The following is a 12,960-nucleotide window of genomic DNA, read 5'->3' on the forward strand; positions in this document are numbered from 1 at the left end:
CTACCATAAGCCCATGAAGACAGAAAATCAGCTAAAAAATACAAAAAAACTGACATTAAAGTCACTAACTGACTTAAGAATTCTATTTCTTACTTTTTTTGGAGCAGGACTAGCTCCTAAGGCCCCTGGAACTGTTGGAAGTTTAGTTACAATTATCCTTCTTTATTTTATCGGAAAACTTAATGCGCCATTCTTCTTCTTCATTCCATTTCTCTTAATACTTACAATAGGCGCAGTGTTTATCACTGGTGTTATTGAAAAAGAATATGATTGTGTCGATCCTTCTTGGATTGTAATTGATGAAGTAATCGGAATTTGGATTGCGTCATTTTTTTTACAAGACCAAAGTTACGTAAGTTACGTAGCTATTTTTGCCCTATTTCGACTTTTCGATATCTGGAAAATAGGACCAGTTAAATACTTCGACGATCGCAAAGACGCTCTAGGAACGACATTTGACGATATCGCAGCGGGTCTTATGGCCGGAATCAGCTACATCCTTACTTTTAAATTGTTAGAATTTATCTCTTGACTTACGCAAAACTTACGCTAAAAATATTAATAAGCGAAAAGTAAAAAACTGGAATTCAGTTTTGTTGTGTTCATTAAATCCCCGCACTTAAAGGGAAGTTAAAAATACCGCTTTTTGCATTAGCTGATAGAAGATAAATTTGATAGAACTTATAAAAAAACACGGAGAGCTTATGGCCACAACATCTAACGAGAACAAGCAAAAAGCATTAGACCTAGCACTTTCAACAATTGAAAAACAATTCGGAAAAGGTGCAATTATGAAACTGGATACTGAAAATGGTCCAGAAAGAATTCCAGCGATTCCAACAAGCTGTTTAGGACTAGATCTTGCACTTGGTGTAGGTGGTGTTCCAAAAGGTCGTATCATTGAAATCTACGGACCTGAATCATCAGGTAAAACAACACTAACTCTTCACATTGCAGCAGAAGCGCAAAAGCAAGGTGGTACTGTAGCATTTATTGATGCTGAGCACGCACTTGATACTGTTTATGCTCAAAAGCTAGGTGTTGATATTCCAAATACACTTATTTCACAACCAGATAGTGGTGAGCAGGCCCTTGAAATTACAGATATGCTTGTACGTTCAGGTGCTGTTGATCTTCTTATCGTTGACTCTGTTGCCGCACTTACTCCAAGAGCTGAACTTGAAGGAGACATGGGTGATTCACACATGGGTCTTCAAGCAAGACTAATGTCACAGGCACTAAGAAAACTTACTGGATCAATTAATCGTTCAAATTGTACAGTAATTTTCATTAACCAACTTCGTATGAAGATTGGTGTTATGTTTGGAAACCCAGAGACAACAACAGGTGGTAACGCACTTAAGTTCTATTCTTCAGTAAGACTTGATATCAGAAGAACTGGTGCAATTAAAAATGGTGACGAAGTAATCGGTAACAGAACTAAAGTTAAAGTTGTTAAGAACAAAGTAGCTCCTCCATTTAAAGTTGTAGAATTTGATATTATGTACGGACAAGGTATTTCACAAACAGGTGACCTACTAGATCTTGCTGTTGCAAATAATATCGTTGGGAAAGCTGGTGCATGGTTCTCATATAATGATGCAAAAATTGGTCAAGGGCGTGAGAACTCAAAACAATACTTAGCTGATAATCCAGAGATTGCATTAGAAATCAAAAATAAGATTCTAGCTCTTCACGGACTAATCGAAGGTAACACTGTAGTTGATCAAACAACTGGTGAAATCATCGAAGATGAGCCAGTAATTGAAGAAAAGAAGACGAAGGCAAAATCTAAGTCTAAAAAAGTAGTACAATAAACAAATATAGCCCCTTAAGTTTCTATCCTATCGAATGATAGATATTAATATTAAGGGGCACCCTTTCTAATGACTCTCAAAGAAACCATTGAAAAACTACCTCTAGACGACTCAGAAACGAAGTCTGAAGACATTCGCTCGTTTAAAAGAGCTTATCAATACTGCATCTGGCTTCTATCAAAGAGAGACTACTCAAGATATAAATTATCTCAAAAATTATACGAGAAAAAATACACTCCTTTCATAGATCAGCTACTAGATTTTCTAGAAGAATCTAAATATCTTCAAGAAGAACAATACATTCGTACACGTATTAAAACATTTATGTATAAAGGCTTAAGTAAGAGAAATATTCTCAATAAATTAAGGGCCGAACGAGTCGAACCTAGTACAGAGCTGATCGATGAATTATACGAAGAGTATCGATATACTGAAGATGGTCAACTAAGAGAGCTAATTAATAAGAAATTGCGTTCTAAAGGCGTTTCGGCCCTCGAAGATTTTAATTTTAAGCAAAAGTTGATACGCTTTCTTTTGTCAAAAGGACATTCATACGACAAAATTAATACTGAACTTAAAAATGTCCAAAATGATGAGGAAAGTAATGAGCAAAACTCCCCTTTTTAATTTTATTCTGATTATTCTGTTACTGCCTCTAGTATCTTGTAGAGTTGATAAAGATGATAAGAATACACTTCGATTTCCACTAACAGAATCGATCTCAACAATTGACCCCGTAAATGGCTATGACTCTGTTTCTATGTCAGTTATTTATCAAGGTTATGAACAATTATTCGAATATCACTATTTAAGAAAACCATTAAAGCTTGTGCCTCTTCTTGCTGAAGAAATGCCACAAGTTTCAGATGATGGACTTACATATACTATTAAAATCAAAGAAGGTGTGCAGTATCATGACCATCCTGCTTTCAATGGTCAGCCACGTTTTGTTGAAGCTCAAGACTTTATCAACCAAATTAAACGCCTCGCCTTTACTCCATATAGAAGTAATGGTTGGTGGCTCTTCGACGGTAGAGTTGTCGGTCTTAATAAGTTTAGAAAAGAAGTTGGAAGTGATTTTGATAAGCTTCTATCTACTGATGTCGACGGACTTAAAGCAATTGATAAAAGAACATTACAAATCAAATTAATTGCACCATATCCACAAATGTTAAACGCTCTGGCAATGAGTTTTACTTCACCTATGCCGGCAGAAGTTATTAAGAAAGAAACATTTCTTGATGAGCTCATTGGTACAGGCCCATATAAACTAGATAAGTGGTTTCGCGGTTCAAAACTCTTTATGAGCCGTTTTGATAAGTATCATAAATCATTCTATCCAGGAAAAGGTGACCGCTTCGCTCATAGTAAGAACTTACTTACTGATGCAGGTAAGAGAATTCCATTCATTGATAAAATTGAATTCCATATCATTAAAGAAGCCCAAACAAGATGGCTACAATTTATGTCTGGGAAATTAGATTTCCTAAGAGTTCCAAAAGACAATTATCACTCACTTGTATCCCCTAGCGGTGAACTTACAGAAGACTTTCGTGATAAGAATATCACTCTTGATATTTTTTCAAGTTTCACATACTGGTGGTTCTCATTCAATATGAAGGATCCAATCGTTGGAACAAATAAGAATCTAAGGCTTGCTATTGCACATGCTGTAAATGTTGAGAAGTATATTAAAACTTTTACAAATAATATTGGATTAAAGGCTAACTCAATTTATCCTCCAGGAATTCCTGGATATGATCCATCAAGAAAACTTCCATATTCTTATAACGTAGAGAAGGCCAAGGAATATCTAAGGAAAGCCGGATATCCAGATGGAAAAGGACTTCCAACTCTTGTTTACGATACGAGAGCATCTTCTACAACTCAAAGACAACGAGCAGAGCTTCTTAAACAAGATCTTGAGAAAATTGGGATTAAAATGAAAATCCAATTGAATACTTTTCCTGCGTTCTTGAAGAAATCAAAAGAAGGTAAATTACAAATATGGCTAGATGGTTGGACTCTTGATTATCCAGATAGCGAAAATGTTCTACAACTTTTAACAACGAAGAACCAAGCTCCTGGACCAAACGTATCAAATTACTCTAATTCAGATTTTGATAAAAAATTTGAAAGTATTAAAGTAATGAACGATAGCGATGAGAAATATCTACTTATGTCACAGGTAGAGGATATTGTTCTAGAGGACCTTCCTTGGGTACTTCTGTACTACTCTCGTGATTATATTGTTTACCATAACCGACTAAAAAACTTCAGATATAACGACCTAGTTGTTAATAAAGTTAAATACTTAAGACTAAAGTAGTTAATAAGCTAATTATTTTGGGGGAATATATTTCCCCCAATTTCCGTTAAAAACGCCCCTATCATTTTTTACCTCATTTTTCCGAATAGTAGATCAGTATGCTTGCAAAGTGTACTACTGCAACAAAGGAAGTAATGAATGAAAACTCTTGCACATTTCATACTCGTCATCATCGGAATCCTATTTCAAACGCAAGTTATCGCGAATGGCTACATGATCTATTCTGTGGAACATGAATTACCTATGACCAATGACGTACAAGAAATTCAAAAGAACTACTATGTGAACCTTGGAGAAAAACAAGGTATAAAAAATGGAACGTTACTCGATGTATACCGAGTCGTTATTTTAAATGATCCATATGACCGAGAGAAGCGCTACCGTCATAAAATGAAGGTTGGCCAGCTCGAAGTAATTCATCACGACTCAGATACTTCTATTGCGATTACTAAGAACTTTAATGACAAAGATAGACAGCCAATTCTAGATATTCCTGCCTTTATGGTTGGTGACCAGGTTAACGTAAACCTTAATTAGAACGCTCATGGAGCAGAAATCTTCTTTCTTTTAGAAGCTCTATCTGCTCTTTAATCGCCTTTGTCGCCTTCTTCTGTCTTCTTATTATATCTTCATCTCCGCCTTGCTCTTCTAATAGCTTTAAAACTTTAGCGGCCATTCCATCCGCAATTGCAAGCTTATTAGACATTTCGTGCAGAAACTTCCTTTCTTCTAAGGCCAGTTCGACTATTGTAGAATTATCCATTATTCACCAAAATATTTATAACTTAACACTTCACCAAAAAGTGTTTTTGATTCAATTTTTATAATATCAATCTTAAAAATATAGTAACCAATTGCCAAATCACATGGACCATTTTTAAAAATTAAATCAATTTTTCTTAATATATTACCTGCACAGACGCCACTGAACTTTCTTTGATAATGTTTAACAGATTTTGAGACGGCCTGTTGTTCAATAAATATAAATAATTGCTTCTTCATATAAAATGTAATTTGCAAGTAAAATGCTCAACAATTGCAACCTAAGTTACTTAAATCACGTGAGACATATTCCTGTATTTCTAAATATTTTAAATATTTAGGCCCAATCTCTAGACAAAAACAGCGCTTTGTCCTATAAAAATAACTTAAGTCACATTTAATTTTTCGGAGTGCACAAAATGGCAAGAATTACGATTGAAGACTGTTTAGAAAAAGTTGAAAACCGTTATGAGTTAGTACACCTAACAGCTAAGCGAGTTAAGCAACTAAGAGATGGTGCAGACCAACTTGTTAAAAGTAAAAATAAAGATGTTGTTACAGCACTTAGAGAAATTGCAGCTGGTAAAGTTAAGCATGCTCCAGTAAGTGAGTACGACTCAGACGAATTCTAAGTCGAATTCTAATTTGAATTTAAATTTTTTCATATAAGAAAGGCCCTCCATGAGGGCCTTTTTTATTACTTAAACTTTGGTTTAAATTTTGGAATCGCAATTTTTAGAACTTCATCAAAATGCGCAACCGGATAAAACTTCATTCCCTTTCTATGTCTTTCAGGAACTTCTTTTAAATCCTTCTCATTATCTATTGGTAGAATAATATTTGTAATACCAGCTCTCTTAGCTGCTAATACTTTTTCTTTAATACCACCAACTGGAAGTACCTTACCTGTAAGTGACAACTCACCAGTCATTGCAAGATTACTCTTAATTGTCACATTATGTGCAAGAGAATAAAGGGCCAATGCCATTGTAATACCTGCTGAAGGACCATCTTTAGGAGTTGCACCTGCTGGAAGGTGAAGGTGAACTTCTCTTTCAGAAAGGAAGTCTTCCATCTCATCTTCTTCATTTTCATCAGAAACCTTTCTCTTTGGTTTCATCTTGAAATACTCATCCATTTCATTTTGAAGAAGTTGTTTTACATAACTATAAGCAAGGTTAGCTGACTCGTTCATTACATCACCAAGCTGACCAGTTAACTTAAACCCTTTACCATTCAATGAAAGAGTTTCGATATAAAGAATATCTCCACCATAACCAGTCCAAGCTAAACCAGTAGTCATACCAGGACAAAGCTTCTTAAGGGCCTTTTCACTTTGGTAGCGAGCAGTTCCTAGAATATCTTCTAGCTCCGTAGGTTTAGGATTGAATACCTTATGTCTCTTTGCCTTAACTTTTTCAAGTGCAGCACGACGACACATTTTGGCAATCATTTGCTCCATAACACGAACACCAGGCTCACGAGCGTAGTCTTCAATAAGCTTCTTAAGAGTAGCTTTTGATAGACTAATGTCTTTCTTTTCTAAACCATGCTTTTTAATTTGCTTTGGAATTACCCATTTAGTGGCAATTGAAAGCTTCTCTTCCATCGTATAACCACTAAGTTCAATGATTTCCATACGATCTAATAATGGTTCTGGAATATCACCAATGTAGTTTGCTGTAGATATAAAAAGTACTTTTGATAAATCAAAAGGAACATCTAGATAATGATCGATGAATGTATGATTTTGTTCTGGATCTAAAACTTCTAATAATGCTGAAGCTGGATCACCCTGAAAAGATTGTCCAAGTTTATCAATCTCATCAAGCATGATTACTGGGTTATTAACCTCAACACGTTTCATTGCTTGAATTAAACGACCTGGCATCGCTCCAACATAAGTTCTTCTATGTCCTTTAATCTCTGCTTCATCTCTCATACCACCAAGAGAGAAACGATAGAACTTACGTCCTAGAGATTCAGCAATAGATTTCCCCATAGATGTCTTACCAACACCTGGAGGACCTGCAAGACATAGAATTGTTCCATCAAATTGTGGCTTAAGCTTACGAACAGCTAAGAACTCCATGATTCTTTCTTTTGCTTTTTCAAGGCCATAGTGTTCTTTTTCAAGAATCTTTTGCGCCTTATCCATATCTACATAATCATCAGTAGACTTAGACCAAGGAAGGTCTACAATCCAATTTAGGTATGTACGTGTTACGTTATACTCAGGAGAAGAGTCTGGAATTACTTCTAATCTCTCTAACTCTTCATTTACAGACTGAAGAACTTCTTCAGGAAGCTTTGCTTCAAGAACTCTCTCTTTAAGCTTGCTAATATCACGGGCCTTATCATCTTCTTCAAGCCCAAGCTCAGATTTAATTACCTTAAGCTGTTCACGTAAGAAGTATTCTCTCTGATACTTATTTACTTTATCGTTAACTTCGTCTGAGATTTTCTTTTGAATATCTGCAACATCTTTTTCACGCTTTAGATAAACAAGTAGTTTTCCAAAACGTTTTTTAACAACAAGAGTTTCTAAAAAGTCTTGAGCTTCTGGAATATCAAGTGATAATGCAAAGGCAACTAAGTCAGCAAGTGCACCAGGAGAAGAAGAGTTAATCATTGCAAGCTTCATCTCTTCGTTGAAGTATGCGTTTACTTCACTAAGCTTTTTAACCTGATTAATGATAGAACGAGTGTATGCATCTAGTTCTTCATCTTCCTCTAAAATATCATCAAATACTTCATACTTTGCACGTAGTAATGGTGATTGTTCATAGATATTAGATGCACGATATCTCTTAATACCGTGAACTAAAACGTTAACTGACCCATCTGGCAGCTTTAGCCTTTTTACAACTTTACAAAGAACACCTACTTTATAGATATCTTTTGAAGTTATTTCTCTTGAATCAAGATCTTCTTGAATTGTAGGATCAATCTCTCCTTCTTCATTCTTAAGATCATTTTTAACCAAGTTAAGTGCAAGGTAACCACTCTTGATTAGATACTCATCTAATTCAGCTGTAAACTTGTCTTCAGTTAAAATAATTGGTGCAATCATTCCCGGAAAAATCGGGCTATTCATAATAGGTATGATTACAACATCTTCAGGAAATTTTTCATCCCCTGCTGAGTCTTTAATTTGCACGTTGTACTCTTCGTATTCATTCATAATAAATCACACCTACTTTTTAATATCGATTACTAATCGACCTGGATTTTTTAATGTAAAAACATCAATTGAATGTTTTCCATCGATAACAAGTTCTGCAGAGAGTGTATCGTCTCCTACAGGATAAAAATCAACTTTCTTCACAAGCTTAGAAGTTCCAAATGAACCAACTTTCTTATTAAGTTTTGTCTTAAAAAAATCTACATAGATCTTATTCTCTTTTTCTGACTTATATCCATAAACTCTTGGAGCTTCATTTGTTTCAAAGTCGAATACCAATCTTTCAAATCCTCTTGAGCTACCATTTCCATGACGAATTGATTTCAAGACAGAATTGGTATTACTATTTGTCGAATGAAAGATTCCTTTGTTAAAAAAGATTGATCTCTTCTTATCCGGAATTTTGCGAATTCTTTCGTTTAATAAATCTTGTGAATAGGCCTTGTGACCCAGTGAAAAAACTGTGATTAACAAAAGTACTTTTAATAGATTCATATTTACCTTCCATGGGATAATTAATTAAATTTTACTAAATTGCGCGTCAAAAATGAATAGTAAATTTAGATAATTAGACTTTTGATTTTCTTAACTGTGCCGCACCAAGTAATCCAAAAAGAAGTGCTAACCAATAGATGTGAATTTTATATTCGTTTGATTCTGAAGAGTCGTTGAGTGAAGCTATTTTTCTTCCACCCTTTTTCTTATGAAAAATATCCTTATCAGTTCCAATCCCTTTTAATCCTTCGCCATAAATACTGCTGATCCACAGATTAAATGTACTGAATGAATTTGAACCAAACTTTGGGTTATCAGGAAATGCTTGAGAGATGACTGCTTCTTCACCACTTCGTCCAATTACATTATAGACACCAAGTCTTTCATTTAGAGGATAAAAGTCATATTCGCCTTTTCTCAAGAGTACGATATAACGGCGGCCTTCAACGAAACGAGGTCGTAATTTATTAGGATACTCAATCCCCTGCCAAGTCCCACCATCGTAGACAAAGCTGAAGGAATTCTTATTCATCAATTGTCGACTTCCTAAACCTACAGATTTTTCTAATTTAAACGAGACATTCGTAACAACGGAGCCGTTGCTTAACTTTTTAGGGAAGCTTCCCTGATAAATTCCCATAATAATCGCATTTGATTCTGAGAGTTGCTTACTCAACGGAATTTGGAATAACTCTTGTGCCGAAACATTCACAGAAAAAAGAAAAGAAATAGTGCACAACAAGAACTTTAACATACTGTTCTTATCGGATAATACTCTTAATACTTTAGCATTTTAATCAAGCTCTATCGTACTGAAATTACTAAAAATTTCATGGTTATCGAGTAAAATTAGCGTATTCCCCTGTCTTGTTAACCCCTCAAGTAATTCACAGATTGAATTCAGTTCATTAATTGATAATCCGTAAGAGATATTCGTTAGAACAATAACAGAATTCTTTACCTTCTTATCAATGGCCTTAAGAAGTTTTACACGCAAGCGCTCTCCACCAGATAGCGACGGAATGATACGATCAAGAGTTAGGTAATCGAGATTTAATAACTTTAAATATTCAATTGTTCTCTTAATTTTCGGCGTCGTTGGAATTGACTCAAACAAAGTTGATATGGGTGTTTTACAAGCATCAATAATTGTATATTTTCCATCAGTGATAGTTGCGTAGAATTTTTTTAAACCTGTTCCACCACACTCATCACAATCGAATGTTACATCTTCAAGAAATTGCATATCTATTTCTTGAATACCCTTTCCTTCACAAACAGCACATTGTCCTAATTTACTATTTTTAGAAAAGTGACCTTTTTCTAGTCCAAGTGATTTTGAGACAGGTAGCTTTGAAAAATAGTTTCTGACATGACCACTTAAATCGAGAGCCGTTCCAACAGTAGAGCGACTTGTTGATTTTTCAATCCTTGTTTCATAAATAAAGATATTTTCAATCCCCTCAGGATAACTTAAACCATCTATTTCATAAGAAGTTTCAAAGTCATATTTTTCATTAAAGATATCTTCATTTAACTCATTAAAGAGTGCATTAATAACAAGTCTCTTATCAAATGAATCCATCTGAGTTTTCACTTGATTAATTGTACCGACTTGAAATTTGATCTCATTATATCTAAAGCCTTCAAACTCAATATTTTTAAAGATAATCTCCTCATCAGATAGAGATTTTTTAGAAGCTTTCTTTTTAACTGTTTCTAGTTTGGGAAGTTTATGAGCAACAACTTCACCACCTAAATGGCCTGCTCCGGGTCCAATAACAATATTATGGTCACTTCCTTGTTGTAAGACTCTACTATGTTCAACCATTACAACAGTATTATTTGAAGATAGTTTTTTTAGAAACTTCAATAAAACTTTCTGCTCTTCAGAATTCATTCCAAGACTAGGCTCATCAAGTACAAACAATGAACCACTACCTTGAAAACTTAAATAGCGTACTAGAAGTGATTTTTGATATTCACTAGTTTCTAGTGATTTAAGTTTTGTCATCAAAGGGAATTGCCCTAGACCTAATTCTATTGCAATTTCTAACTTGGCCAATATTTTTTTTACGATCGTCTCATTCTTATCGACGAATAAATTTTCATATAACTCTTCAAGTGTAAGAGATAAACATTCACCGTATGAATTTATATTCTGTAAGTTTCCACGATGGAGAAGAGCACTTGGGGAAACTCTTCTGCCATCGCACACATGACAACATTTTTCACTTTGAAGCGATCTTAAGAAAATTCTAGCTGAACGCTTATATCTTTTCTCTTCAAGCCCATAAAGAAAATTTAAGACCCCATAAAAGCGGCCACTTCCCTTCATGAGAATATCTTCGACTTCATCCTTAACATCACAGAAACGACTATCAGGAGAAACTCCTGCTTTCTTTATTTCAGCTATAAAGTATTTGTAATGATCATTATATTTTGAATATTCGAGGAAGGTAATTGCACCTTCAGATATTTTCTTTTTTGGATATTTAACAATCTTATTAATATCATAACTTAATGTTGAGCCATATCCCTTACATTCAGAACAAGCACCAACACCATTATACGGAAGTAGATCACTAATTTGTCGTGCACTTCTCAATTCTTCTTGCGAACACTTAGGACAAAAAGCACTCGTGTTTAAATTGAAATGCCTTAGCTCGTTTTGACCAGCAAGGTATACACTTAATTGAGTTACGGAATTATTCTTTATTAATTCGTTCCATTTCTTACGAAACTGATTAATGCTCTTTGGTTTGATTCTAAAAATTTCCCATTGAGAATCTTCTTTATCAAATTCACGAATAGAAGAAGTTTTTGAATCATAACTTCTCGCTGGCATACCGTTAATATTCTCAAGATAATGGTCCTTACCAATAAGAATATGAATTACTTTACACTCTTCTCCTACTGAATCATTGATTTCAATTTCAACTTGTGAAAGCCCATCAACAAATTCATCTCCGTGAATTAAACACTTTGTGGAAAAAGGCTCAAAATATAATTGGGCCAGCTCATAACTAATCTCCAACTGATCGGCCATATTTAAACGTGAACCAACAATTGGATTATTCTGCGCTAAACTCCAAACAGGCAGAACTGGCGAAATACTATCGACTTCCGCACTTGTTGGAACTCTTTCAAAGAAATTCATTGAAGATGGAAGTGAGTTTAAGAACCTTCTCTTAGACTCATTGGCCAGAGTATTGAAAACTAAGGACGATTTTCCTGAACCAGATACACCTGAAACACATGTGATCTTATTTATTGGAAATTCAACATCAATATTTTTTAAATTATTAGTTCTTACGCCTTTAAGCTGAATGGATTTTGCCATAAGGATTTATAGCATAGAAGAAAAGTTTTTGGTAAGCCCATGAATAAACAAGGCCCACAAAAGTGGGCCCCGCATATATTCGAAAATATTGTAAGATAAATCTTAACGCTTCGAGAATTGGTACTTTGCTCTTGCACCTTTCTGACCAGCTTTTTGTCTTTCAACTTTTCTTGGATCTCTTGTAAGGAATCCAGCTGATTTAAGCTCGCCTCTAAGTGCAGCATCAATCTTAAGAATTGCTCTTGCAACACCAAGACGAACAGCACCCGCTTGACCAGTAGTTCCACCACCAGTTACGTTGATTTTTAGATCATATTTGTCTGCAAGCTTAAGTAGGTTTAGAGGTTGGTTAACAACGTATCTATCTGTACCTTTTGTGAAGTACTCTTTGATATCTCTATTATTAACAACAACTTTACCAGTCCCTGCAGCCATATAAACTCTAGCAACTGAAGATTTTCTTCTACCAACTGCCTGTGAATCCCAAGTTTTTCCTTTAGCCATAATAATAACCTCTTACTAGAATTTGTATTCTACTGGTTTTTGAGCTTCATGTGCATGCTCAGATCCAGCAAAAACCTTAAGTTTTGTTAATTGTTTTCTACCTAGAGAATTCTTAGGAAGCATACCTTTAACAGCGCTCATAAGAATCGCTTCTGGCTTTCTTTCTAATTGTTCTTTAGCAGTTCTTTCTTTAAGTCCACCAGCATACCCTGTGTGTCTGTAGTAAACTTTATCGTTCCACTTATTCCCAGTAAATCTAACTTTTTCTGCGTTGATAACAACAACAAAATCACCAGAATCTGTATGAGGAGTGTACTTTGGTGAGTTCTTCCCTCTTAATACGTTAGCGATTTCAGTTGCTAAACGTCCAACTACCATATCAGTAGCATCAATTAAGTGCCATTTTTTGTCAGCGTCTGCTGGCTTCAACACAAATGATTTCTCAGTGTACATAGTAACCTTCCACTTTAATAATGTTAAAAATCAATAAAACGTAAACGCATCATCAGAATAAAATGATTTGTTT

14 protein-coding genes are annotated in these 12,960 nt (G+C 34.8%); 6 read left to right on the forward strand and 8 right to left on the reverse strand.

All coding sequences use genetic code 11. From position 1 onward, the window contains the following. The first annotated feature begins 13 nt into the window (after positions 1 to 13). The 5 genes from ACMAWV_RS00345 to ACMAWV_RS00365 all read left to right on the forward strand — a co-directional run bounded on the left by ACMAWV_RS00345 (position 14) and on the right by ACMAWV_RS00365 (position 4,683). Positions 14 to 532: a phosphatidylglycerophosphatase A gene (locus ACMAWV_RS00345; protein ID WP_412470424.1), complete on the forward strand. Its 519-nt coding sequence runs from the start codon at positions 14 to 16 to the stop codon at positions 530 to 532. A 172-nt stretch (positions 533 to 704) separates the two neighbouring features. Next, positions 705 to 1,817 (forward strand): recombinase RecA, encoded by a 1,113-nt coding sequence (gene recA / locus ACMAWV_RS00350; RefSeq protein WP_103218443.1) that lies wholly within the window; start codon positions 705 to 707, stop codon positions 1,815 to 1,817. A gap of 69 nt (positions 1,818 to 1,886) precedes the next feature. Further along, on the forward strand, positions 1,887 to 2,444 hold the full coding sequence (locus tag ACMAWV_RS00355; protein WP_103218444.1) for a regulatory protein RecX: 558 nt from the start codon (positions 1,887 to 1,889) through the stop codon (positions 2,442 to 2,444). Further along, the gene (locus tag ACMAWV_RS00360) at positions 2,422 to 4,146 is read left to right on the forward strand and encodes an ABC transporter substrate-binding protein (RefSeq protein WP_158246905.1); all 1,725 of its coding nucleotides are present in this window, start codon (positions 2,422 to 2,424) and stop codon (positions 4,144 to 4,146) included. The genes ACMAWV_RS00355 and ACMAWV_RS00360 overlap by 23 nt, the downstream gene beginning before the upstream one ends. Positions 4,147 to 4,284: 138 nt before the next feature. Beyond that, a complete protein-coding gene (locus ACMAWV_RS00365; RefSeq protein WP_103218446.1) occupies positions 4,285 to 4,683 on the forward strand; it encodes a hypothetical protein in 399 nt (132 codons plus the stop codon). Here ACMAWV_RS00365 and ACMAWV_RS00370 read toward each other — a convergent pair. Together ACMAWV_RS00370 and ACMAWV_RS00375 are read right to left on the reverse strand one after the other, a co-directional pair. Further along, a complete protein-coding gene (locus tag ACMAWV_RS00370) occupies positions 4,676 to 4,909 on the reverse strand; it encodes a hypothetical protein (RefSeq protein ID WP_392993760.1) in 234 nt (77 codons plus the stop codon). The genes ACMAWV_RS00365 and ACMAWV_RS00370 overlap by 8 nt on opposite strands. Continuing rightward, positions 4,909 to 5,148: a hypothetical protein gene (locus tag ACMAWV_RS00375; RefSeq protein WP_103218448.1), complete on the reverse strand. Its 240-nt coding sequence runs from the start codon at positions 5,146 to 5,148 to the stop codon at positions 4,909 to 4,911. The genes ACMAWV_RS00370 and ACMAWV_RS00375 overlap by 1 nt, the downstream gene beginning before the upstream one ends. 179 nt (positions 5,149 to 5,327) lie before the next feature. On the opposite strand from ACMAWV_RS00375, the gene rpoZ reads away from it, so the two are divergent. Continuing rightward, the gene (rpoZ, locus tag ACMAWV_RS00380) at positions 5,328 to 5,540 is read left to right on the forward strand and encodes a DNA-directed RNA polymerase subunit omega (RefSeq protein WP_103218449.1); all 213 of its coding nucleotides are present in this window, start codon (positions 5,328 to 5,330) and stop codon (positions 5,538 to 5,540) included. A 65-nt stretch (positions 5,541 to 5,605) separates the two neighbouring features. Here rpoZ and lon read toward each other — a convergent pair whose 3' ends face one another. The 6 genes from lon to rplM all read right to left on the reverse strand — a co-directional run bounded on the left by lon (position 5,606) and on the right by rplM (position 12,887). After that, a complete protein-coding gene (gene lon / locus ACMAWV_RS00385) occupies positions 5,606 to 8,092 on the reverse strand; it encodes an endopeptidase La (RefSeq protein ID WP_412463562.1) in 2,487 nt (828 codons plus the stop codon). A gap of 12 nt (positions 8,093 to 8,104) precedes the next feature. Beyond that, on the reverse strand, positions 8,105 to 8,587 hold the full coding sequence (locus ACMAWV_RS00390) for a hypothetical protein (protein WP_103218451.1): 483 nt from the start codon (positions 8,585 to 8,587) through the stop codon (positions 8,105 to 8,107). A gap of 73 nt (positions 8,588 to 8,660) precedes the next feature. After that, positions 8,661 to 9,263 (reverse strand): hypothetical protein, encoded by a 603-nt coding sequence (locus tag ACMAWV_RS00395; protein ID WP_392993765.1) that lies wholly within the window; start codon positions 9,261 to 9,263, stop codon positions 8,661 to 8,663. Positions 9,264 to 9,380: 117 nt separating this feature from the next. Then, complete coding sequence (locus ACMAWV_RS00400) at positions 9,381 to 11,930, reverse strand: hypothetical protein (RefSeq protein ID WP_412470425.1); 2,550 nt, start codon at positions 11,928 to 11,930, stop codon at positions 9,381 to 9,383. 102 nt (positions 11,931 to 12,032) lie between these two features. After that, positions 12,033 to 12,434 carry a 30S ribosomal protein S9 gene (gene rpsI / locus ACMAWV_RS00405; RefSeq protein ID WP_103218454.1) on the reverse strand — a complete coding sequence of 134 codons (402 nt, stop codon included), beginning with the start codon at positions 12,432 to 12,434 and terminating at the stop codon, positions 12,033 to 12,035. Positions 12,435 to 12,449: 15 nt separating this feature from the next. Further along, positions 12,450 to 12,887, reverse strand: a complete 438-nt coding sequence (gene rplM / locus ACMAWV_RS00410; RefSeq protein WP_103218455.1) for a 50S ribosomal protein L13 — start codon at positions 12,885 to 12,887, stop codon at positions 12,450 to 12,452. Between the last annotated feature and the right edge of the window lie 73 nt (positions 12,888 to 12,960).

Source organism: Halobacteriovorax sp. RT-1-1 (assembly GCF_047085455.1).
GTDB lineage: Bacteria > Bdellovibrionota > Bacteriovoracia > Bacteriovoracales > Bacteriovoracaceae > Halobacteriovorax_A.

Excerpts from the sequence above, each read along its gene's own strand:
- ACMAWV_RS00345 (WP_412470424.1), top strand. The coding sequence starts at position 14 with ATGAAGACAGAAAATCAGCTAAAAAATACAAAAAAACTGACATTAAAG.
- recA (WP_103218443.1), top strand. The coding sequence starts at position 705 with ATGGCCACAACATCTAACGAGAACAAGCAAAAAGCATTAGACCTAGCA.
- ACMAWV_RS00355 (WP_103218444.1), top strand. The coding sequence starts at position 1,887 with ATGACTCTCAAAGAAACCATTGAAAAACTACCTCTAGACGACTCAGAA.
- ACMAWV_RS00360 (WP_158246905.1), top strand. The coding sequence starts at position 2,422 with ATGAGCAAAACTCCCCTTTTTAATTTTATTCTGATTATTCTGTTACTG.
- ACMAWV_RS00365 (WP_103218446.1), top strand. The coding sequence starts at position 4,285 with ATGAAAACTCTTGCACATTTCATACTCGTCATCATCGGAATCCTATTT.
- ACMAWV_RS00370 (WP_392993760.1), bottom strand. The coding sequence starts at position 4,909 with ATGGATAATTCTACAATAGTCGAACTGGCCTTAGAAGAAAGGAAGTTT.
- ACMAWV_RS00375 (WP_103218448.1), bottom strand. The coding sequence starts at position 5,148 with ATGAAGAAGCAATTATTTATATTTATTGAACAACAGGCCGTCTCAAAA.
- rpoZ (WP_103218449.1), top strand. The coding sequence starts at position 5,328 with ATGGCAAGAATTACGATTGAAGACTGTTTAGAAAAAGTTGAAAACCGT.
- lon (WP_412463562.1), bottom strand. The coding sequence starts at position 8,092 with ATGAATGAATACGAAGAGTACAACGTGCAAATTAAAGACTCAGCAGGG.
- ACMAWV_RS00390 (WP_103218451.1), bottom strand. The coding sequence starts at position 8,587 with ATGAATCTATTAAAAGTACTTTTGTTAATCACAGTTTTTTCACTGGGT.
- ACMAWV_RS00400 (WP_412470425.1), bottom strand. The coding sequence starts at position 11,930 with ATGGCAAAATCCATTCAGCTTAAAGGCGTAAGAACTAATAATTTAAAA.
- rpsI (WP_103218454.1), bottom strand. The coding sequence starts at position 12,434 with ATGGCTAAAGGAAAAACTTGGGATTCACAGGCAGTTGGTAGAAGAAAA.
- rplM (WP_103218455.1), bottom strand. The coding sequence starts at position 12,887 with ATGTACACTGAGAAATCATTTGTGTTGAAGCCAGCAGACGCTGACAAA.